This is a genomic window from Geothermobacter hydrogeniphilus (assembly GCF_002093115.1).
Taxonomy (GTDB): Bacteria; Desulfobacterota; Desulfuromonadia; order Desulfuromonadales; family Geothermobacteraceae; genus Geothermobacter_A; species Geothermobacter_A hydrogeniphilus.
Genome location: NZ_NAAD01000008.1, coordinates 122,879 through 143,706 on the forward strand (window position 1 = coordinate 122,879; position 20,828 = coordinate 143,706).

Annotated in this window: 19 protein-coding genes; 9 read left to right on the forward strand and 10 right to left on the reverse strand. The window is 59.7% G+C overall.

The features are described from left to right. Positions 1-4: 4 nt before the first annotated feature. Positions 5-772 (reverse strand): PilZ domain-containing protein, encoded by a 768-nt coding sequence (locus tag B5V00_RS08145; protein ID WP_085010277.1) that lies wholly within the window; start codon positions 770-772, stop codon positions 5-7. An 83-nt stretch (positions 773-855) separates the two neighbouring features. On the opposite strand from B5V00_RS08145, the gene B5V00_RS08150 reads away from it, so the two are divergent. Further along, on the forward strand, positions 856-1,233 hold the full coding sequence (locus B5V00_RS08150) for a DUF2914 domain-containing protein (RefSeq protein WP_085010278.1): 378 nt from the start codon (positions 856-858) through the stop codon (positions 1,231-1,233). Between the two features lie 87 nt (positions 1,234-1,320). On the opposite strand, the gene B5V00_RS08155 is transcribed toward B5V00_RS08150, so the two are convergent. After that, positions 1,321-1,749: a Ros/MucR family transcriptional regulator gene (locus B5V00_RS08155; protein ID WP_085010279.1), complete on the reverse strand. Its 429-nt coding sequence runs from the start codon at positions 1,747-1,749 to the stop codon at positions 1,321-1,323. A 282-nt stretch (positions 1,750-2,031) separates the two neighbouring features. On the opposite strand from B5V00_RS08155, the gene B5V00_RS08160 reads away from it, so the two are divergent. The 5 genes from B5V00_RS08160 to B5V00_RS08180 all read left to right on the forward strand — a co-directional run bounded on the left by B5V00_RS08160 (position 2,032) and on the right by B5V00_RS08180 (position 8,781). Then, positions 2,032-3,072 (forward strand): deoxyguanosinetriphosphate triphosphohydrolase, encoded by a 1,041-nt coding sequence (locus B5V00_RS08160; RefSeq protein ID WP_085010280.1) that lies wholly within the window; start codon positions 2,032-2,034, stop codon positions 3,070-3,072. A gap of 126 nt (positions 3,073-3,198) precedes the next feature. After that, positions 3,199-3,630 (forward strand): CheW domain-containing protein, encoded by a 432-nt coding sequence (locus tag B5V00_RS08165; protein WP_085010281.1) that lies wholly within the window; start codon positions 3,199-3,201, stop codon positions 3,628-3,630. Further along, positions 3,627-4,043 (forward strand): hypothetical protein, encoded by a 417-nt coding sequence (locus B5V00_RS08170; protein ID WP_085010282.1) that lies wholly within the window; start codon positions 3,627-3,629, stop codon positions 4,041-4,043. Before B5V00_RS08165 ends, B5V00_RS08170 begins: the two co-directional genes overlap by 4 nt. A 36-nt stretch (positions 4,044-4,079) precedes the next feature. Further along, positions 4,080-5,492, forward strand: coding sequence for a response regulator (locus B5V00_RS17530; RefSeq protein WP_085010283.1), 1,413 nt, complete (start codon positions 4,080-4,082; stop codon positions 5,490-5,492). 631 nt (positions 5,493-6,123) lie between these two features. Further along, positions 6,124-8,781: a valine--tRNA ligase gene (locus tag B5V00_RS08180; protein ID WP_085010284.1), complete on the forward strand. Its 2,658-nt coding sequence runs from the start codon at positions 6,124-6,126 to the stop codon at positions 8,779-8,781. 237 nt (positions 8,782-9,018) lie between these two features. On the opposite strand, the gene B5V00_RS08185 is transcribed toward B5V00_RS08180, so the two are convergent. The 5 genes from B5V00_RS08185 to B5V00_RS08205 all read right to left on the reverse strand — a co-directional run bounded on the left by B5V00_RS08185 (position 9,019) and on the right by B5V00_RS08205 (position 16,406). Continuing rightward, positions 9,019-9,960: a metallophosphoesterase gene (locus B5V00_RS08185; RefSeq protein ID WP_085010285.1), complete on the reverse strand. Its 942-nt coding sequence runs from the start codon at positions 9,958-9,960 to the stop codon at positions 9,019-9,021. Positions 9,961-10,297: 337 nt separating this feature from the next. Next, complete coding sequence (locus B5V00_RS08190; protein WP_085010286.1) at positions 10,298-11,296, reverse strand: helix-turn-helix transcriptional regulator; 999 nt, start codon at positions 11,294-11,296, stop codon at positions 10,298-10,300. A 193-nt stretch (positions 11,297-11,489) separates the two neighbouring features. Then, positions 11,490-13,790 (reverse strand): phosphoenolpyruvate--protein phosphotransferase, encoded by a 2,301-nt coding sequence (gene ptsP / locus B5V00_RS08195; RefSeq protein ID WP_085010287.1) that lies wholly within the window; start codon positions 13,788-13,790, stop codon positions 11,490-11,492. Between the two features lie 652 nt (positions 13,791-14,442). Beyond that, positions 14,443-15,447 carry an ABC transporter ATP-binding protein gene (locus tag B5V00_RS08200; RefSeq protein WP_085010288.1) on the reverse strand — a complete coding sequence of 335 codons (1,005 nt, stop codon included), beginning with the start codon at positions 15,445-15,447 and terminating at the stop codon, positions 14,443-14,445. Further along, on the reverse strand, positions 15,444-16,406 hold the full coding sequence (locus tag B5V00_RS08205) for an ABC transporter ATP-binding protein (protein WP_085010289.1): 963 nt from the start codon (positions 16,404-16,406) through the stop codon (positions 15,444-15,446). Before B5V00_RS08205 ends, B5V00_RS08200 begins: the two co-directional genes overlap by 4 nt. Positions 16,407-16,615: 209 nt before the next feature. Here B5V00_RS08205 and B5V00_RS08210 point away from each other — a divergent pair, with 209 nt between their 5' ends. Then, positions 16,616-17,614, forward strand: coding sequence for a YhdH/YhfP family quinone oxidoreductase (locus B5V00_RS08210; protein ID WP_085010290.1), 999 nt, complete (start codon positions 16,616-16,618; stop codon positions 17,612-17,614). 75 nt (positions 17,615-17,689) lie between these two features. Here B5V00_RS08210 and B5V00_RS08215 read toward each other — a convergent pair whose 3' ends face one another. Further along, positions 17,690-17,890, reverse strand: coding sequence for a cold-shock protein (locus B5V00_RS08215; protein ID WP_085010291.1), 201 nt, complete (start codon positions 17,888-17,890; stop codon positions 17,690-17,692). A 255-nt stretch (positions 17,891-18,145) separates the two neighbouring features. Then, complete coding sequence (locus tag B5V00_RS08220) at positions 18,146-18,997, reverse strand: DUF3014 domain-containing protein (protein WP_085010292.1); 852 nt, start codon at positions 18,995-18,997, stop codon at positions 18,146-18,148. 217 nt (positions 18,998-19,214) lie between these two features. On the opposite strand from B5V00_RS08220, the gene B5V00_RS08225 reads away from it, so the two are divergent. Beyond that, a complete protein-coding gene (locus B5V00_RS08225; RefSeq protein WP_172399664.1) occupies positions 19,215-19,883 on the forward strand; it encodes a Crp/Fnr family transcriptional regulator in 669 nt (222 codons plus the stop codon). A 200-nt stretch (positions 19,884-20,083) separates the two neighbouring features. Continuing rightward, entirely contained in the window at positions 20,084-20,584 is a 501-nt protein-coding gene (locus tag B5V00_RS08230) for a cytochrome P460 family protein (RefSeq protein WP_139800704.1), read from the forward strand. 55 nt (positions 20,585-20,639) lie between these two features. Here B5V00_RS08230 and B5V00_RS17295 read toward each other — a convergent pair. Next, positions 20,640-20,828, reverse strand: a 189-nt coding sequence (locus tag B5V00_RS17295; protein WP_216355473.1) for a hypothetical protein, incomplete at its 5' end; no start/stop codon positions are given.

The window sequence follows — 20,828 nt, forward strand, 5'->3', positions numbered from 1 at the left end:
CGGATCAGGAAATGAGGCCCGGAGAAGGTCGAGCTGCCCGGCTGCGCAGCATTCCGAGATCCAGCTCGGCGCCGCGTCGGCCTTCACTCAGTTCTCCCAGCAGCCGCTGTTCGAGAAAGGCTTCGAGCTGGCGACGGGTTTCATCGCTGAGGTCGGCAAATTCCAGGCCGACTCCCTGGCGATAATTATTTTCGGGACGTGGTTCCATGCGGTAGACAACCCGGCCGGGAAGTTCCAGTTCGCGGTTCATTCCCAGCAGTGGGAAGACAACCTGGAACTGGTCCTGGGGTTCAAGCCGGTAGCTGGTTTTGATGAACATCCCCCGGGTGCTGATACTGAGAACTTCCGCCAGCTCGGAGGTGTTGTCCCGGCAGACCATCCCGGGTATCCTGACTTCCATGCGCAGATTGCGGCGGGGGTGTTTTTCAAGGTGTTTCTGGACCAGTTCAAAGAGGGCGAAAATATCGATTGGAACGTCCAGGCCAACCCATGGTACCGGGATGGTCGGCCCGTGAGGCTGCCCGAGGATAACCAGCGGCAGTCCGGTTTTCCGGATTTGTTCCCGCAACCGTTGTCGCAGCGTCTCATCGGCTGCGGCCAGCATGCCGTCGCCGATCAGGATAAACTCGGGATTGCTGCCATTGAGCAGTTCTTCGAACTCCCCGACTCGGGACGTGACCAGCACCCGGTAACCCCAGTGCTTGAGGATGATTTCGAGCGTTCCCAGCAGGTCGGGGCTGGTGGCGCCGAGCAGAATTCGTTTCATGGACATGGCAACCCTTCGTGCAGTGAATGTAAAGGATTATCCGCCGGTTGGCAAGCTCACTGATTCAGGTCAGACAAAGGAGATGAAAGATGAAGAAAATGATGATTGTTCTTACCCTGTTGCTGTTGTTGCCGTCCCTCGGGTGGGGGCTTGAGGTTGTCGAAGGAGTTGTCGCGACCGGCGTTGAACAGCGTCAACCGGTCGGGGTGGCCGATCATTTCCCGGCCGACATCGGGCGGGTCTACTGCTTTACCCGGGTGCGGGGAGCTGTCGGGGATGATGAGATTACCCATGTCTGGTTGAAGCAGGGACGGGAGATGGCGCGGGTCACATTGGCGGTTCGTTCCGACAACTGGCGGACCTGGTCCTCGAAACAGGTCCTGCCCGAGTGGCGGGGCGCCTGGACGGTCAAGGTCCTGGACCGGGCCGGCAACGAGCTGACCAGCATCTCCTTTGATCTGGAGTAACAGCCGGTTGCCGGATGGGGATGGAAACAGCGGCGGGGCGTCCATATCGGACGCCCCGCCGCATGTGTTTTAGAAGTGCAGTCGTGGTTATTTCTTGCGGGTTTTGCGGCCCTTGGCAGCGCGAGCTTTCGCCAGGTTGTCAGCCAGACCGCGGTCAATGGCCATCTGACGGCGTTTCTCGGAATAATTTTTTGCCGCCAGCGGCTGGGAGCGGGGGATGTCAAACTGTTTACGGTAATCTCCCGGCGTCATGTCGTGCTTGGTGCGCAGGTGGCGTGCCAGCGTTTTCATTCCTTCACCGCAGATCATGCAGTAGACCTTGTCGCGACCGAACGCTTTCTTGCGGGTGACCGCCGGAGCGTTTTCGTCGGCTTCGGCATTTTCTCCCACGGCAGCGAGGCCCTGCAGCGCCTTGTGGATTTCGGACAGGGAAACCACCATCTCTTCAGTTGACATGGAGCGGGAGGTTGCCTGGGCTTCGACCAGGTCTTTTGCCATTTGCAACAGTTCGGACATTGTTTTTCTCCTTCTTTATCAGTTTTTCTGCCATTGATTGATTGCAGAGTGGCAATACTAATACAATATCCAGGCTGTAAATCAAGTCTTTTTAGGCTTTTTGGTTGTTTTTTTCTTGAATTGGTTATAATTGCACCGTATCTTTTGGTTGTTCATCCCGATTAATTATATCCATCTCCAGGCATCTTGGAGTGAACGGCAATACATTGCCTCAACAGCGACGTTACGAGTGTACCTTCCGGGCCGTTCTCGGGTTCATAAGAAACAGATTCAGTGAGTATAATGGTTGTACGAACCCTGATTGAACATAAAGAGCAACAGACCCTGTCTTCGGTCGCGTGCCGGAGCAGCATGAGCCGTGGCCGAAAGGTCGAGGAAGATCCCTGTCCCGTTCGAACGGTTTTTCAGGTTGATCGTGATCGGATTCTTCATTGTAAAGCCTTCCGCCGACTTAAATATAAAACCCAGGTGTTCCTGTCCCCGGAAGGAGACCATTATCGCACCCGTTTGACTCATACTCTTGAAGTCTCGCAGGTTGCCCGAACAATTTCTCGCGCTCTTGGCCTCAATGAGGATCTGACCGAAGCCATTGCTCTCGGCCATGACCTTGGCCATACGCCTTTCGGTCACGCCGGGGAGAGGGTTCTTAACCGACTGGTTCCCGGCGGCTTCAAGCATGTCGGACAGAGTGTCAGGGTGGTCGAGGTTCTGGAAAAAGAAGGTCGAGGATTGAACCTGACCCGGGAAGTGATTGACGGCATTGCCCGTCATTCGAAGGGGAGCGGTCCGCTTCAGGCGCCTGAAGCGGCAGATCGCCCGGCGACCCGCGAAGGTGAGGCGGTTCGGCTGGCCGACATTATCGCCTACGTCAACCATGATCTTGATGACGCCCTGCGGGGAGGTCTGGTGCGTTCATCCGATATCCCGTCGGAGTTGACGGCGGTTCTGGGCCGGCGAAACAGTGAACGCATCGGTGTTCTGGTCGGTGACGTGATCAATACCTCTCTGAACGCCGGCGGAAAAATCGTGACCCTTTCGCCGGATCTTGCCGAAGCGGTGCTGGCGTTGCGGGACTGGCTGGACGAACATGTCTATCGTGCCCCTGGTGTTGATCGTGAATTTGACAAGGCGGCACGTATTGTCGAGGAGTTGTTCGGCTATTTCCTGGCCCATCCGGACCAGTTCGAGGTCTTCGGACATTCCCGGCGTCCCGACGAGCCGCTGGAAACGGCGGCGGCTGATTTTATCGCCGGCATGACCGACCGCTTTGCCTTGAATCTCTACCGTAAACTGTTTTTCCCCGTGCCCTGGAAACCTTTCTAAGGGTGCATAACTGCTTGGATTTTTGCTTGTTGTCGACTTGACACGGGGAATGTCGTGCGCTACCGTTGACCCATTGTCGGGGTTCTGTCGGCGATGACTGAAGAGAACCCGGCCGGAGAAGGGTGTATGGCGGGTTCAGAGTCCTTGAAATTGGTTGCGCATCGCGGTGGTTACGACCTGCTCTTTTCAGTCTCGGAGCTGGTTGAGATCGTTGCCGCCGATACCCTGCAGTGGGAAACTGACGATAATTCCGGGTTGCACGCCTGCCGTTTTCGTGGTGAACTGCTTGCGATGCCGGATTTTACTGATTTTCTCGGACAGCCCCCCGCGGAAGGGGCTATGAACAGTCATCTGCTGGTTGTCGCGGGGGAATTTGCCCCTTTTGGGGTGCTGATCGATGGCGTTTGTGGTATTTTCGCGGCAGACCGGTTTCGTTACCGTGATCTGCCGCCGATGTTGCGGGTTCCCGGGCGGCAGTGCTACATTCGTCTGGCCCTCTGGAAGGACAAAGTGTTGCTTTGTTGCGACGCTGCCGGGTTGGAGGCCTGTGGTCGATGATGAGTTCGGACGCCCGCCTGGCCCTGTTTGGTAAAAAGGGTGATGCTCTCGCCTGCCACGCCAACCTGATCGAGGCTGTTTGTGAACGGCCCACGGTTTTTGTTCTTCCCGGGATCCCTGGTGGTTTTGAGGGGATTTGCCTGTTTCGGGATGAACCGGTGCCGGTGCTTGCCCGACAACAGTTCTTTGATGGTTTGACCCTGCAGGGTGATGACCTTGCCATCTGCAGGTCCGAGATGGGGCTTGTTGCCGTTCCGGTTGCCGCCGGCGGCCGGATTGTTGAAATTGCCGAGGGGCGCATTGAAACATCCCGGGAAAATATATCTGAGTGCATGGCCGATTGTTTTATTTATCAGAATCTGAGATATCCGTTGCTGGATCTCGATAAATTGCTGCCGCAGTTGCAGCCCTGAGCCCGATGTGCCTGTGTTGACACAAGGAGGCATCCCATGAGTAAAAGGCTTTTGCTTGCCGATGACAGTATTACCATCCAGAAAGTTATCGGCATCACCTTTGCCAATGAAGACTTTCAACTTGACATTGTCGACAACGGAGATGCCGCCCTGCAGAAGGCGCGGGTCGATCGTCCCGATCTGATTCTGGCCGATGTCTACATGCCGGGTAAAAACGGTTATGAACTCTGCCGGGCCGTCAAGCAGGACCCCGGGTTGCAGGGTGTCCCGGTGCTGTTGTTGACCGGGACCTTCGAGCCGTTTGACGAAGACAAGGCCCGACAGGCCGGTGCGGATGACTGGATCTCCAAGCCGTTTGAATCCCAGGCCCTGATTGACAAGGTTGAAGAACTTCTGGCCACCGCCGCGATACCGGAAGCTGCGCCGGTTGCCCCGAGTGCTGCCGAGAGTATCGAACGCCCCGTGGTTGAGCCGGTTCGGGAGGTTTTCGAGCCCGCGGAGCCCGCGTCGGTCGATGTCGAACCGATTGTGGAGCTGGCTGAAGATGACCTCTGGGCCGAAGAAGATGCGTTTGACCTGGTCGAACCTGACACTCCGGTTGCCGATATCGTGTCGGCGACCGATGCCGGCTCCGAAGTGTCATCCGTTGCCGACGATGATGTCTGGGGGGCGGTTTCCTTCGACGAAGATGAATTGCTGACGACCCCGGTGGAAGAGGTGACGACCGGCTTGGGAGCAGAGGCTCCACAGGTTGAAACCACGGCCGTTGACGCGACCGACATCTGGCAGGATACCGAAGAAGAGATCTTTGACCTTGATGATGTTGACATTATCGATGAAGAGGACCTGCTGGTTGATGAGGCCGCCGTCACGGCGGAGCCGGTCAGCGGTTTCGATCAAGCGTTTGGGGCTCCTGACGTACAGCCCGCCGCCCCGGTGGCTGAGCCCGCCGCTCCGGTAGCTGAGCCCGCTGCCCCGGTGGCTGAGCCCGCCGCCCCGGTGGTTGAGCCCGCCGCCCCGGTAGCTGAGCCCGCCGCCCCGGTAGCTGAGCCCGCCGCCCCGGTGGCTGAGCCCGTTGCCCCGGTGGCTGAGCCCGTTGCCCCGGTGGCTGAGCCTGCTGCCGCTTCGATTGAGCCGACTTCGGTGGGTGACGATACTTTCCAGTTGTCTGACGACCTGCCTGAACAGGCTCCGGAGGTTGTTGAACCGGTCGCCCCCATCTCTGCGGATGAATTTACTGCTCCGGTCGAATCTTCCGCCGCTGTTGTCGAAGACCGGGTCGCGGCCCTGAGCGATGAGCAGCTTGAAGCCATTGTCGAGAAGGTCGCGTCAGCCGTTATCGAGCGTCTGGCGGGAACCATCCTCGAGAAGGTGGCCTGGGAGGTTGTCCCCGACCTGGCCGAGAACCTGATCAAGGAAGAAATCGGCAAGATCAAGGCTGCTGTTTAGGCCCGGACGAGTCATCGTGAGAAAAGTCCGCCTTGACGGCGGGCGTAGATATTGACGCTGGAAGTGGGGATTGCTAGAATCCCCACTTCTTTTTTCGAGGGCGCCGGCTTTTTCATTAACCTGAATCCGTGAGTTTCTGTTGGATGGAGAGTGCAAGTGCTTGGTCTGAATGGGATTGCCAAAAATCTGAAGCGCACCCATAGGTTCGCTGGTGATTTTTGGGAATCCCAGGCAGGCCAATGACTTGTGCTGTCCGCCGACAAGGAACTCACGGATTCAGGATTACTCTGCGTTGCAGACCCGCTTCGCTTGTGCGACGTAGCTGCCGCTACGCCTCCGCGCTCATTGGGCTGCGCCTTGATTTGATAAAAAATCCGACGCCTTGAGACGGTGGTGCGGATATGGGCCTGCCCAACGTTGTTGAACCTTTGCCGGCCGGCTTCAGGATTACTCCGCGTTGCAGACCCGCTTCGCTTGTGTGTGCGACCTGGCGAACGCTACGCCTCCGCGCTCATTGGGCTGCGCCTTGGATTGATAAGAAATCCGGCGCCTTGAGACTATCCTGGCCTGATCGTGTAATGTTGAAAAATTTCCAAGGCCGGTTGCAGGCCATGTAGAGAGGCTGTTGAAGATGGAAAAAAATCTGCCGAAAGGTTACGAACCTCATCAGGTCGAAGCGAAGTGGTATGCAGCCTGGGAAAGGGACGGTCGCTTTGCTGCCGACGAAAATTCCTCCCGTCCCTCTTACTCCATCGTCATTCCCCCGCCGAACGTCACTGGCGTGCTGCACATGGGGCATGCACTGAACAACACCCTGCAGGATATCCTCTGCCGCTGGAAACGGATGACAGGACACGAGGTTCTCTGGATGCCGGGTACCGATCATGCCGGGATCGCCACCCAGAATGTGGTCGAGAAGCAGCTCGCCGCTCAAGGGGATGATCGACACGACCTGGGGCGGGAAAAGTTCGTCGCGCGGGTCTGGCAGTGGCGCGAGGAGTCGGGCGGCCAGATCATCAACCAGCTTAAGCGGATGGGAGCCTCCTGCGATTGGCCGCGGGAGCGCTTCACCATGGATGAAGGCCTGTCGAAGGCGGTGCGCGAGGTGTTCGTCAGTCTCTACGAGGACGGCCTGATCTATCGCGCCAACCGCCTGATCAACTGGTGCCCGCGCTGCCACACCGCGCTCTCCGATCTGGAGGTCGAACACGACGACAAGCGGGGGCATCTCTGGCACCTGCGTTATCCGGTGATCGGCACCGACCGCTATCTGGTGGTTGCCACCACCCGGCCCGAAACCATGCTCGGCGACAGCGCGGTGGCGGTCCATCCCGAGGATGAGCGCTATGCCGACCTGGTCGGCAGGAAGGTGTTGCTGCCGCTGGTCAACCGGGAAATCCCGGTTGTGGCCGACGAATATGTCGACCGGGAGTTCGGTTCCGGAGCGGTAAAGATCACCCCGGCGCACGATTTCAACGACTTCGAGGTCGGCAAGCGGCACGACCTGGAGCAGATCAACATCTTCGACGCCTCCGGAGTGGTGAACGAGAATGGTGGACCTTACGCCGGTCTGGACCGGAACGAGGCCCGCCGGAAGGTTCTGGCCGATCTTGAGGCGCAGGGGCTGCTGGAAGGGACCGAGGATCACGCCCACGCAGTCGGCGAGTGTTACCGCTGCAGGACGGTGATCGAGCCCTACCTCTCCAAGCAGTGGTACGTCAAGGTCGGTCCGCTGGCCGCCGAGGCGATCAAAGCGGTCGAGGACGGGAGGACGAAGATTGTTCCCGCGCAGTGGGAGAAGACCTACTTCGAGTGGATGCACAATATCCAGGACTGGTGCATCAGCCGCCAGATCTGGTGGGGGCACCAGATTCCGGCCTGGTTCTGTGACGACTGCGGCGAGATCACCGTCAGCCGTGAAGACGCCACCGCCTGCAGCCACTGCGGCAGTGACAATATCCGTCGTGAAACCGATGTCCTCGATACCTGGTTTTCCTCGGCCCTCTGGCCCTTTTCGACCATGGGCTGGCCGGAGAAGACCGCCGCGCTGGAGAAATTCTATCCGACCTCCTGCCTGGTGACCGGTTTCGACATCCTCTTCTTCTGGGTCGCGCGGATGATGATGATGGGCCTCAAGTTCATGGGCGAGGTGCCCTTCAAGGAGGTCTATATCCACGCCCTGGTGCGCGACGCCCAGGGGCAGAAGATGAGCAAGAGCAAGGGCAATGTCATCGACCCGTTGACCGTGGTCGAGGAGTACGGGACCGACGCCTTCCGCTACACCCTGGCGGCCTTTGCCGCCATGGGCCGTGATATCAAGCTCTCCACCGAGCGGATTGCCGGTTACCGGAATTTTGTCAACAAGCTCTGGAACGCCAGTCGTTTCGCGCTGATGAACCTGGACGATTTTCAGCCGGCCGGAAAATCGTTGTCCGATCTGGATCTGTCGGCCGCCGACCAGTGGATTCTGACCCGGTTGAAGGAAACCGCCGAAGCGACCAACCGCGCCCTGGCCGACTACAAGTTCAATGACGCCGCCGGCACTCTCTATGCCTTCACCTGGCACCAGTTCTGCGACTGGTACATCGAACTGATCAAGGAGGATCTCTACGGTGAGGATGCACAGGCCCGGGAGCGGGTGCAGACCGTCCTCTACACCGTGCTGGAGCAGTTGCTGCGGCTGCTGCATCCCTTCATGCCCTTTGTCACCGAGGAAATCTGGCAGACCCTGCCGGGAGAGAGACCGCAACCGAGCATCATGCAGGCGGCCTATCCGGATGGTTCGGAACTGACGGCCGACTCCGGGCTGGCCGGACGGATGGAGCAGGTGATGGAGGTGATCAAGGCAATCCGCAATATCCGCGGTGAAATGGATGTCGCGCCGGGAAGGCTGGTCAACGCCGTGCTCGACTGCCGTGACCAGGCCGCCGCGGACGTGGTTGCCGAGGGAGAAAGCTATATCCGTTCTCTTGCCAAAGTTGATGAACTCCGCTACGGAGTGCAGGTCGAACGTCCCGCCCAGGCGGCGACCCAGGTTGCCGGAAACATTGAAATTCTGCTGCCGCTCGCCGGCCTGATCGATGTTGCCGAGGAGGAAAAACGGCTCGGCAAGGAGATTGCCAAGGTGCAGAAGGATGTCGATTTCTTCACCAAAAAACTCTCCAACGAAAAATTCGTCACCAATGCCCCGCCGCAGGTGCTGGAGAAGGATCGCGCCAAGCTGGCGGCCGCCGAGGAGAAACTCGGTATTCTCAGGCAGAGCCTGGAAAAGATTCAGGCGCTGAAATGAAATAAGGTCCACCACCTCATCCATCAAAAGGGGGCCGGGAGTCAAACTCCCGGCCCCCTTTTGATGAAAACTGGTGACGTCGCAAAAACTCATCATCGGCAGCGTTGCTGTGCCTGCACTCTCCTTTCCGAATACGCATTTGTTCCGGCATCGTAGACAAAATCCATAAATCTATTCAAAAGCAAGATCAGTTTTTTGAAAAAGTTTGTCATATTGGGGCGGTGAACGGTTTTCTGCTCAGACATAAACCAGCCTGGCGGCATCCAGGGTCGGTTCGCCATCCCAGCGGTAGGCGCACAGCACCCCGTCTTTGGCCACGCTGAAATCGACACAGGCGGCATTAGGCGCGAGCAGGCGGACCGGCGGTTCCATCCAGTAGTGGCCGAAGAAGACCGGTTTCTCCTCGCGCGGATAGATGTTCCGGCCGTTGCTCTTCAGGGGCAGCTCCGGGATGGCGGCGAGCTGACTCTCCGGCAGCATGGCGATCTCGCGGTAGCTGGCCGCGCTGCTCTGCCACCAGCGGGTGCGGATCTCGCGGCGATAGTGGCCGTCCTTGTCGTGGAAACCGTGTCCGGCGGGCAGTTCTATTTCCGACCCCTTGAGCAGAGTTTCAGCGCAGACGTGTTCCGGGGTGCCCGGTGTGGCCGACTGCAGCAGGAAGGCGTCATCGAGCTGGAAGCTACTTCTCATTCCGCCCCTGCGTTCCAGGGCTTGGACCAGCCGGCCATCCCATTCGGCATGCACGGCGCGCACGCCGTCCAGGTCCAGGAACAGGGGCAGGGTTCTGAACCAGGCCAGTGTTTCCGCCAGGAGCTGCGGCCGGCCGGAGAACTCGTCCAGGAAACTGCGGTGCTGGCGGTTGTTCTTCGCCGTGTGCGGCCGCAGCGGCTCGCCCGTTTCCGGGTGGCGGCTGTGGTAGCAGAGGGCGTTGTACTCGTGGTTGCCCATCACCGCTCGGGCCGAGCCGGCGTCGACCATGGCACGGACCAGGTTCAGCACCGCGATGTTGTCCGGCCCCCGGTCGATGAAGTCTCCGGTGAACAGTACCGTCCGCTGTGGATGTTGGAAGCTGCCGTCCCGCCTGGTGTAACCGAGTTTCTTCAACAGGGCGATCAGCTTGTCGGCATGGCCGTGAATATCGCCGATGATGTCGCAGCCGGCCAGTCCTGAGCCGCTCATAAGGTTCTTCCGGCATGGATGAGAAGAGGGGTGAGGGATTGCAACAACGGCCTCCTTTCAGGTTCCGTCGATGGCGACGGTTTGAATCTGCTTGGGGTGAAAAAAATCCTTCAGCGGTCCTTTTCGGTTTTTCCGCAGTTCAGCGACCTCACCTCGGAAGAGGAACTTTTCGACCTGAGTTTCAAACACCCGGGGGCTCCGTTGGCAGAACATCCTTTAACCGCCTTTGATGACAGAAAGAAGAACCTTGCATGACCATCTATAGTTGAGCGGTGCGACAGTCGGTGTCGCATGGAGCGGTCGATTTGGGAAAGATGCCTTCTGCGACGTGAAGATTTTAAGTCTCCCGGTAGATTTGGGAGAGGCGCCCTGCGATCTCACGAAACTCCCGGCGTAGCGCTGCAGGACCCAGCACCTCGACCTGGTCGCCGAACCCGAGCAGCCACCAGCGCAACTGGTGGCTGTCAAGGACGGTCGCTTCAAGGAGGATTCGGTCGTCCTTGGCGGCGGTGATGGTCTGGTCTTCACTGAGACGGCGCTCTTCGAGATGGCGGGAGATTTCGGCGGCGAAGCGGGCGCGCAGGCGGATGGTTTTACCTTCTTCGATCGGCCACTCGAAGCGGCCGGCGCGGATGTGCCGGTCGAGATCGAACCCGGCCGGACGTTCGACGGGCTGTTCCAGCCGTTCCGTCGTGACGAAGCGGTGCAGGGCGAAGTGGCGGACATCCTCATAGCCGTCGATCCGGGCCACCAGGTAGATGACCGCGTCGGAGAAGACCAGCCCCAGGGGATGGAACAACAACTTCTTCTCCCGGTTGTCGACCGCCGCCCGGTAGTTGCCGCTGAAACAGCGGTCGCGGAACAGGGCCTCGGTAATTACGTCAAGGACCTGCTCCGGGATGTCGGGCGGCAGCAGCGGCTGGGTGCGCGAAACCAGCTTGACCTTCTCCGGCCAGCTGCTGTGGCCACTGTCGGACAGCTCGTCGAGAATGGAGGCGGCACGCCTGAAATGCCCGTCCAGGCTACGCACGCACTGGCCGGGGAGCATGCGGAGCATGAAGGTTTCGACCATCCGCAGGGTGAGGGCCGCGCTGCTGTCCATGCCGGGGACATCGAACACCTCGGCATCCTGCTGCCAGGACCAGCCGGAGGGTTTGCGGCCGTCGGTCACCAGGGGAAACTCGCGCGAAAGCTTGTCGAGGTCGCGCTGAATGGTACGCCGGGTGGTGGTGTACCCTCGGGAGTCGAGCCGTTGTTCGATTTCGGAGGTACTGACGCGCCGCGGGTAACGCGGGATCATGCGCAGCATCTGCCAGTGGCGCAGCAGGGTTTCCATCCGTTTTCTCCTCGGCAAAGATGAGACGACATCAGGGCGACAGGTATTGTCGCATCAAGAATTGGGGGGTGTCCAGTTTAAGTCTGCAGACAGAGTTGAAAAACCGGGATAAACGCCATGCCTGGCCCTGATCCGGCGAAGTTCTTTCCGGCTTGTACTCTTCATTCGGCATGACAACCGATTCCGGGCGTTGTCACCCGGCCTGGGTGGTGTGCAGGATATCAATCAGGTGGGAGCGAATGGCGATGCTGTCACCCAGTTTGAGGACTTTGTCGGCGGCGTTTTCGGCCGTGGGCAGGTCGAGGTCACGCAGAAAAGCCTTGGTGCGTGGAATGAAGGGCGCCGGCATCGAGAATTCGCGCAGGCCGAGACCGACCAGGGCCAGCAGGTTGAGTGGATCGGTCGCCATTTCTCCGCAGAGACACAGCCCCTTGTCGTGTTCGGCGGCGACTTCGCAGATGCAGCGAATGGCCTGCAGCACCGCCGGATGCAGTGGATCATAATACTTGTTGACCAGCGGATTGTTGCGGTCGGCGGCGAGCAGATACTGCACCAGGTCGTTGGTTCCGAGGGCGAAAAAGTCGACCAGTTCCGCGAGCTGGTGGGCGATATGGATTGTTGCCGGGACTTCGATCATGACTCCCAGCGGCATGTTTTCGGCGAAGGGAATGCCTTCTTCACTGAGGGTCTGCTTCGCCTGGCTGACCACCGCCCGACAGGCCTTGACCTCTTCGATACTGGAGATCATCGGGAACAGCATCTTCACCGGGCCATGGATGCCGGCCATCAGGATTGCCTCGATCTGGGTGCTGAAAATGTCCGGGTTGTCGAGCGATACGCGCACCGACCTCCAGCCCATGAACGGATTGTCTTCGGCGGGCGGGGCAAAATAGGGCAGCACCTTGTCGCCGCCGATATCAAGGGTGCGGATGGTGATCGGCTGACCGGCAAAGCCTTCCACGACCTTGCGGTAAAGGCGGTACTGGTCCTGCCGGTCGGGGAAGTCCCCGCGTGCCATGTAGGGGAACTCGGTCCGGTAGAGGCCGACGCCGGAGGCCCCGTTGCGCAACGCGACATCGACATCGCTGACCAGGCCGATATTGGCCCGCAGGGTGATACCGGTGCCGTCCCGGGTGATCGCGGGCAGGTCGCGCAGGCCGTCGAGTTTGTGCAGCTCGCGGTTGCGGTCTTCCTCCAGGCGGCGATATTCCTCGACAATGTGTTCGGCCGGCCGGATGTAGAAGGTTCCCGAGTTGGCATCGAGAATGACCGGGGCTTCCGGTTCCAGTTTCCGCAGCAGCCCTTTGACTCCGACCAGGGCCGGGATGCCGAGCGATTTGGCCATGATGACCGCGTGCGAGTTGTTTTCACCGGCCTCGGTGACGATACCGAGGATCTGTTCATGGTCGAGGGCCGCCATGTCGGAGGGCAGCAGTTCCCGGGCGACGATGACCCCCGGCGTCTTCAGATGCAGGGACTGTTGTTCGTGGTCCACCAGGCTCGCCAGGATCCGTCGGCCGATGTCGTCCATGTCGGCGGCGCGTTCCCGCAGGTAGGCGTCTTCCATGTTGCTGAAGGCAGCCAGGTAGTCGCCGACCACCTTTTTCAGGGCATAGGGAGCGCTGTGTCCCCTGGCGATTTCGCCGTCCAGTTTGTCCAGGAAACTGCGGTCCTCGAGGATCATCAGGTGGGTATGGAAGATGGCGGCATCCTCGTCGTTGAGCCGTTCGCTCACCCGTTTCTCCAGAAACAGGGTCTGGATACGGGTTTTTTCCAGGGCATCATGCAGCCGTTGCCGTTCCTGTCGCGGGTCGATGCCGTCTTCATCGAGAATGTCGGTAAAACCGAGGCGTTCATCGAGCAGATGGGCAGGGCCGATGGCGACTCCCGGGGAGGCGACTTGTCCCTTGAGGACCGGATGGGGCTCCTTTTCCGGTTCCTGTCTGTTTTCCTCTTCCTCGATTCCCGGCAGCATGTCTCCACGGGCCTGCAGGGTGTCGAGCAGGCGGGCATTGACGACGATGGAGGCAACCTGGAAGGCAATGGTCGACAGGGCGCTGATTTCTTTTTCAGTGAAGTCGCGCCGTTCGGTGGTCTGGATGACAATCACCCCGAGCGGCTGCCTGCGGTCGAACAGCGGGATGCCGAGAAAGGAGTGGTAGCGCTCTTCGCCGGTCTCGGCGAAGTACCGGTAGCGGGGATGGGATTCCGGCTCCTGGATCGATACCACCCGTCCTTCGTCGACGGCCAGTCCGGCCAGGCCTTCATGGACGCCCATGCTGACCTTGCCGACGGCGCCGGCCGCGAGCCCGCAGGTAGCACGCAGCCGCAGCGTGCGCTGGTCGTCATCAAGCAGATAGATGGAACAGACTTCGGACTTCATTCGTCGCGCGACCAGGGAGACGATATTGGTCAGGGTTTCGTCGAGGTCGTGCGACTGAAGGATGAGAGCGCTGATATCTTCGAGGGTGCGCAACCCGAGTTGTTCCGGCATGGTCTGTTCCCGCTGTCAGGGTGTTGAAACGTCAGGTTCCCCGGGTTGAGCAAAAATGTCCGGATGCCAGGCGTCCGCCCCCCCAACGGCATAAGGCGTACCGGAAGGTACGTCGTTGACGCGGGGAAGGTGGCCGCAGATGGGTGTTTTTCATCAGACGGCTGAAATTGTGTCCCATGATAGCCAATCACTCGCTGAAACGGCAAAAAAAAACGCCGCCCGGGGGAGAGAGGTCCCGGTGCGGCGTATAAAGGGGCAGGAGTTTTTGTATCAGTCCTTGGAATCCCCGACATGTTGACAAATTTACTAAGCAATCGGCGTGCCAACATTAATTTTGTGTCGGGCCGGCGGGTTGTGGCCTGTTTTTGCCTGTTTTTGTGGCTGAAACTGGCGAAAACGGCTGATTTTCACCGCACCCTGTTCCGGGGAGGATGTCGCCACGGGGCGTTGGTCGTCATTTCGACATCTGCGTTCAGTGGTAAGACCATTTGGTGGTGTGCCGCTGCTGACACACTGTGCAGGGTTGGTGTGTCAGCCGGGTCTCAGTTGTTTCCATTCAGCATGAATTTGCTGCTTCCGGTATGACCAATTGTCGCGGCCGGTACCGGTGAACGGGCTACAGGCCGTTGGAGTTCAGTTGTCTGGGGTGCCGTCAGGAGTCTGACGGCCGGTTGCGGAATTTGCCGACTTTTTCACTGAAATGACAGGCGGAGAGATGCCCGGGAGCCTGCTCTTCGAGAGCGGGCTCCTGTTGGCTGCAGATCTCTTCGGCATAGGGGCAGCGGGGATGAAAGGTACAGCCGCTCGGTGGTGAGATGGGGGAGGGGACTTCTCCTCTGAGATGGTGCGGTTTGCGTTTCCGTTGCGGGTCAGGCTCGGGAATGGCGTTGAGCAGGGCTTCACTGTAGGGATGCCGCGGTGCCCGGTAGATTTCGATGGCCGATGCCAACTCGACGATGCGGCCGAGGTACATGACCGCGACCCGGTCGCTGATGTGCTCGACCACTGCCAGGTCATGGGCGATGAAAAGATAGGCCAGGTTGAATTCCTTCTGGATATCGCGCAGCAGGTTGATGACCTGGGCCTGGATCGACAGGTCGAGGGCCGAGACCGGTTCGTCGGCGATGATCAGCTTCGGTTGCACCGCCAGCGCCCGGGCGATGCCGATCCGTTGACGCTGCCCGCCGGAGAATTCGTGAGGATAGCGCGACAGATGCTCGGGACGCAGGCCGACCCGTTCGGCAAGGTCGGTGACGGCTTCCGACAGTTTGCCGTTGGTGACCAGACGATGCAGTTTGAATGGCTCGGCGAGGATGTCGAAGACCTTCTTGCGTGGGTTCAGCGAAGAGAAGGGGTCCTGGAAAATCATCTGCAGATCGCGCCTGATCGGCCGCAGCTGGCGCTGGCTCAGGGTGGCGATATCCTGCCCCTGAAAACGGATCTCACCCTGATCGGGGTCGATCAGACGCAGGATCAGGCGCCCGGTGGTTGATTTTCCGCATCCCGATTCTCCAACCAGTCCCAGGGTTTCGCCGGGGAAAATCTCGAAACTGATGCCCGCCACCGCCTGCAGTTTCCGCACCGGACCGCCGAGCGGACCCCCCTTGACGGTAAAGGATTTTCGCAGATCACTGACTTTCAGCAGCGGTGTTGTCATTGGTTCCTCCAGCAGCGTGCCCAGTGGCCGGGTTCGACCTCCCGCAACGGCGGACAGCCTTCGGCGCAGGGGCCGAAAGCTTCCGGGCAGCGGTCCCTGAAACTGCAGCCGGCCGGCAGGTTGCGGACGTCGGGAACCTGGCCGGGAATCGGATCGAGCCGTTCGCGTACTTCCCCGAGACGGGGAATGCAGGACAGCAGGCCGCGGGTATAGGGGTGCAGTGGATTGCCGAACAGGGATGTGGTGGTGGCGGTTTCGACAATCAGGCCGGCATACATGATCGCCACCCGGTCGGCGTTTTCAGCCACCACGCCGAGGTCGTGACTGATCAGCAGGGTCGCCATGTCGCGGCTGCTTTTCAATTCGGCCAGCAGGTCCATGATCTGCGCCTGAATCGTGACATCGAGGGCAGTGGTCGGCTCGTCGGCGATCAGCAGTTGCGGGTCGCAGGCCAGGGCCATGGCGATCATCACCCGCTGGCGCAGCCCGCCGGAGAGTTGATGCGGGTAGTCCAGGAGTCGTTGCTTCGGTTCGGGAATACCGACCTGCTCAAGCAGCCTGGCCGCGGCGGCGGTCGCTTCCCGCCGGTTCATGCCCCGGTGCAGGCGCAGCACTTCGAAGATCTGGTCGCCGACCCGGAAAACCGGGTTGAGCGACGTCATCGGTTCCTGGAAGATCATCGCGATCCGGTTGCCGCGAATACGCCTGATTTCCTCCTCGGGGAGCAACAGCAGATCTTCCCCGGAAAACTCGATCCGGCCTTCGGCGATCCGGCCCGGTTCGGGAACCAGGCGCAGGATCGAGAGGGCGGTCATCGATTTTCCGCATCCCGATTCACCGACCAGGGCCAGGGTTTCCCCGGCATCGATGGTGATGTCGATGCCGTCGATGGCCTTGAGCGTCTCCGGTCCGGAGTGGAAATAGGTTTTCAGATTGTGAATCTCAAGCAGGCTCGGCATGGCGGGTCCGGAAGCAACGGGGATGCGGGGCATCGTTAGTGGAATGGTCTGCCATTCCAGGTAGTAAGGACTTTACACGCTCATTCCCGGGGGGTCAACCGCGCCGGCGACGGAGTCGGTTGTGAAACCTTCGCTTGACGAAAAAATGCCTTGGGGTAGAGTAGTGCTTTCAATGCCATTGCCAACCCGTTTCCCCGAAGGAGAATCCGATGAGTGAACAGTTCAAGGCTTTCTGGATCACTGAGACCGAACCGAAAAAATACAGCCGCGAAGTTGTTGAGCGCGGTATCGACGACCTGCCCGCGGGAGATCTGCTGGTGCGGGTGCGTTATTCGTCGCTTAATTTCAAGGATGCCCTTTCCTCTGTCGGCAACAAGGGTGTGACCCGCAAGTTTCCACATACCCCGGGTATCGATGCCGCCGGCGAGGTGGTCAGTTGCGCAGACGGTCGTTTTCAGCCCGGCGACCAGGTGCTGGTGACCGGACATGATCTGGGCATGAATACCGCCGGAGGATTCGGTCAGTACATCCGGGTTCCTTCCAGTTGGGCGTTGCCGTTGCCGGCGGGACTGACCCTGGCGGAAAGCATGATCCTCGGTACCGCCGGGCTGACGGCCGGGCTTTCGGTGCAGGCGCTGGTTGGCGCCGGAGTTGTTGCCGATGCCGGCGATATCCTGGTCACCGGGGCGACCGGCGGCGTCGGTTCCCTGGCGGTGGCGATTCTGGCGGCGGCCGGTTACCGGGTTGTCGCCTCGACCGGCAAGCAGAGCGAACATGATTTCCTCAAGAGCCTGGGCGCCGCCGAAGTCATCAGCCGTGAGGCGGTGACCGAGAACTGCGAGCGGCCGATGTTGTCCGAACGCTGGGCGGGGGCGGTCGATTGTGTCGGTGGCACCACCCTGGCGGCGGTTCTCAAGGCGACCTGCGCCGGCGGCAGTGTCGCCTGTTGCGGTCTGGTCGGATCACCCGACCTGCCGATCAATGTTTTCCCCTTCATTCTGCGCGGCGTCAGCCTGTTCGGTATCGATTCGGCCGAATGTGACGATCAGCGCCGCGCTCGGGTCTGGACAAATCTCGCCGGAGAATGGAGGCCGGCCCGGCTCGGCGAGTTGAGCCGCGAGGTCGGGCTTGACGGACTGGGCGCGGAAATCGACAAGATGCTCAAGGGAGAGTCTCACGGCCGGGTGCTGGTGAATCTCGATCTGTAGTCTGAATCAGGTTAATAAAAAAGCCCCGGAGCATCTGCTCCGGGGCTTTTTGTTCGACCTATGCTTTGTCAACGCTCAGATTTTGCGCACGCCGCTGGCCTGAGGGCCTTTCTGCCCTTCGGTGACATCAAAGCTCACGCGCTCGTTTTCGGCGAGAGTCTTGAAGCCGTCACCTTCGATCTGGGAAAAGTGAACGAAAACGTCCGGGCCATTGTCCTGCTCGATGAAACCGAAACCCTTCGCTTCGTTGAACCACTTCACGGTACCTTCAGCCATTGTGAATCTCCTTGTGTCCCGTTCCGGGACATTTTCTTTGCGGTGCGGCCTTGCGTTGCTGATAAATAAAAACCGCCCAGCCAAGAAGGTCTGCGCGGTCGATTCCTCATCGATGAGCTTTTGAACCTGTTCAGCAATAAAACCAGCACACTGTTTACACTTGGAACGAACACTAGCATGGGGTGCGTGTCGATGGCAAGGTTTTTTTTCGACCTGGATCGGTGATGAACTCGACTTTGATCCAGATTCGAGTTTTCAGCCGTTTCCGGAGCCGACCAGACCCTGGCGCAGGGAACGCAGTTTCTGTTTGACGCGACGCATGTTTTCGGGCCCGCAGCGGATCAGCATTTTCTGCCCGGCGGAGAGGCTCTCCAGTCCCGGGTTGACGAATTTAAAGCGGCGGACGTGGCGGATGACCTTGATCGGCTGCACCGGCTCGGGGGTGCTGAGCAGATGATCGATAACCTGGATCAGGCGGTCGTTGAAATAGCCGCTCCGGTTGCCGGTCTGGCGGTAGGCCTGCTGGAAAAGGGGGTAGAGACCGCGGTAGATATGCAGCAGGACGGTATCGGGAACCGCCTCGAAAAGTTCGACGTAGGGGGTGTAGCGCCCGGCGTTGGTCTTGTCGATCAGCTGTTCATCGCCCTGACCGATGGTGATGAAGCCCGGTTTCGGCGGGCGTAGGGGCAGGTGCTGACGGGGAATGGTGGTTTCGGGGAGATTGTCGATGGTAACAACCAGTTTCTGGATGAAGTGGTTGAGGATCAGCAGTGAACGCAGTCGCTGGTTCCGAACCAGTTGCGTGACGCGTTCCTGCAGGTAGCCGTCGGTCTGTTCGAGATTGTTCGGGAAGGGGGGCTCCGTCGGCCCATCTCCCTTGACCTCTGAGGGTTTTTCCGGCAACGCGACCGGATGACGGGGCGGCAGGGGGTGACGTTCCGGCGGCTTGCTGTTGTCGGCGCTCCGGTTTTTCTGCGGTGCTGCCGGCTGGACTCCGGTCTGCAGCCCCGCGTCCAGATGGTCGCCGTATTTGTCGTAGAGGGACCAGCCGCCGTAGAAGGCGAGCAGCAGGACCAGCAGGGCGATGGCAAAGGTTTCGAGTTTCATGAGGTCAGGTCATTGTCTCTCTGGTTGAATTCCGCATCGCTTCGTCCTCAGCTTAGGGGAAGAACGGCACAACGTCAAACCTTCTTCGTAACCCATGTTTTTGCCGTGGTCATGTTCGCCGGGTCCTGCTAGACTCTTAAAATTATTTCGCGGCGGCAGTGCTGGAGATTCCCTCCGTCTTTTTTATCCAATCTCTCGATGTCGGGCAACGGTTTCGATGCAGACGAAAATCTGGTATCTCAAGAAAGCCGAACTGTTCAAGGGATTGAGCGAAGCCCAGATGACCGAGCTGGCCGCCAACAGCGCCATGTTGCGTTGTCAGCGGCGCCACCGGTTTTACTTTGCCGATGATGACAGTGACAGGGTCTATCTGGTCAAGGAGGGGAAAATCCGTCTTGAGCGGACCAACGAGGATGGTCGGGAGATTCTGCTCGATATTCTCGGTCCGGGTGAGATTTTCGGTGAGCTGGCGCTGGCTGATGAAGGAACCCGCAGTCACAGCGCCGAGGCCATCGAGGAGAGCCTGGTCTGCAGCTTCGAACGTGACCGGTTTCTGGCTATCCTGCAACGCAATCCCGAGCTCGCCTTCCGGGTGGTCAAGCTGATCGGTTTCAGGTTCCGCCAGCTTGAAGCCCGCTTCGAGGATCTGGTCTTCAAACCTCTCGCCGAACGCCTCTGCTTCACCCTGGAGCAGCTCGCCGGGCGTCACGGCATCGCCGACCCATCCGGCGGGGTGCGTCTGCCGCTGACCCAGAAGGATCTGGCCACCCTGATCGGCGCCTCGCGTGAAGCGGTCGCCGAGGAACTGGCCCGTCTCAAACGCGCCGGCCTGGTGCAAACCGGCTACCGCTCGCTGCTGCTGCCTCATCCCGACCGTCTCTGCTGAACCGTTGTCGGCGACGCGGAGGGCTGCGGAAGAGTTCCGCAGCGCGCCCCTTCCTGGCACTTCCAGTCCCAGCCCTCATCTTGCAGATTGTCATCCCGGTGATATTCTTTTTGCTCTCGACCGATCGAGAATGAAAATCTGCTTCAACAACTGTGGTTGGCACAGTGAAGCCCACCTACCCGTGAAAAAGGAGCAAGCAGATGAAAAGAACGCAGATGTTTTTTGTTGCCCTGGCAGTTGTCGGCCTGGTTGCCGGTGTCGCGATGTCGGTCTTTGCCGGCGGCATGGCTAAACCGGCTGCGGAAGGCAAGGCGGTCTGGGAGTACATTCACCAGGCGGACCCCTACCAGCAGTGGCCGCTTTTTCCCGGCAAGGGCAAACTGTACAAGGGACGCCATCCCCATGGTGCGTTTCTGACCACCTATGTCAGTCCCGATGCCAAGGACGCCATTGCCGCCAGGGCCGGCATGTTGCCGAACGGTGCCTTCGTGGTCAAGGAAAACTACACGCCGGAGAAGAAACTCGCCGCGGTGACCGTCATGTACCGGGTCAAGGGCTATGACGCCGAGGCCGGAGACTGGTACTGGGCCAAGTATGCGCCGGACGGCAAGGTCCTCAAGGACGGCAAGGTCAAGGGCTGCATCCAGTGTCACCAGGCGGTGATCAGCAATGACTGGATCTTTACCGGTCCGGTTAAGTGATTAAAAGGCCCGGAGCCCCGCTCCGGGCTTTTTGTTGAGGGCGCCGGCTTTTTCATCAACTCTGCGTTGCAGACCCGCTTCGCTTGTGCGACGTAGCTGCCGCTACGCCTCCGCGCTCATTGGTCTGCGCCTTGATTTGATAAAAAATCCAGCGCCTCGAGACGGTGGTGCGGATATGGGCCTGATCAACGTTGTTGCACCTTTGCCGGCCGGCTTTTTCATCAACTCTGCGTTGCAGACCCGC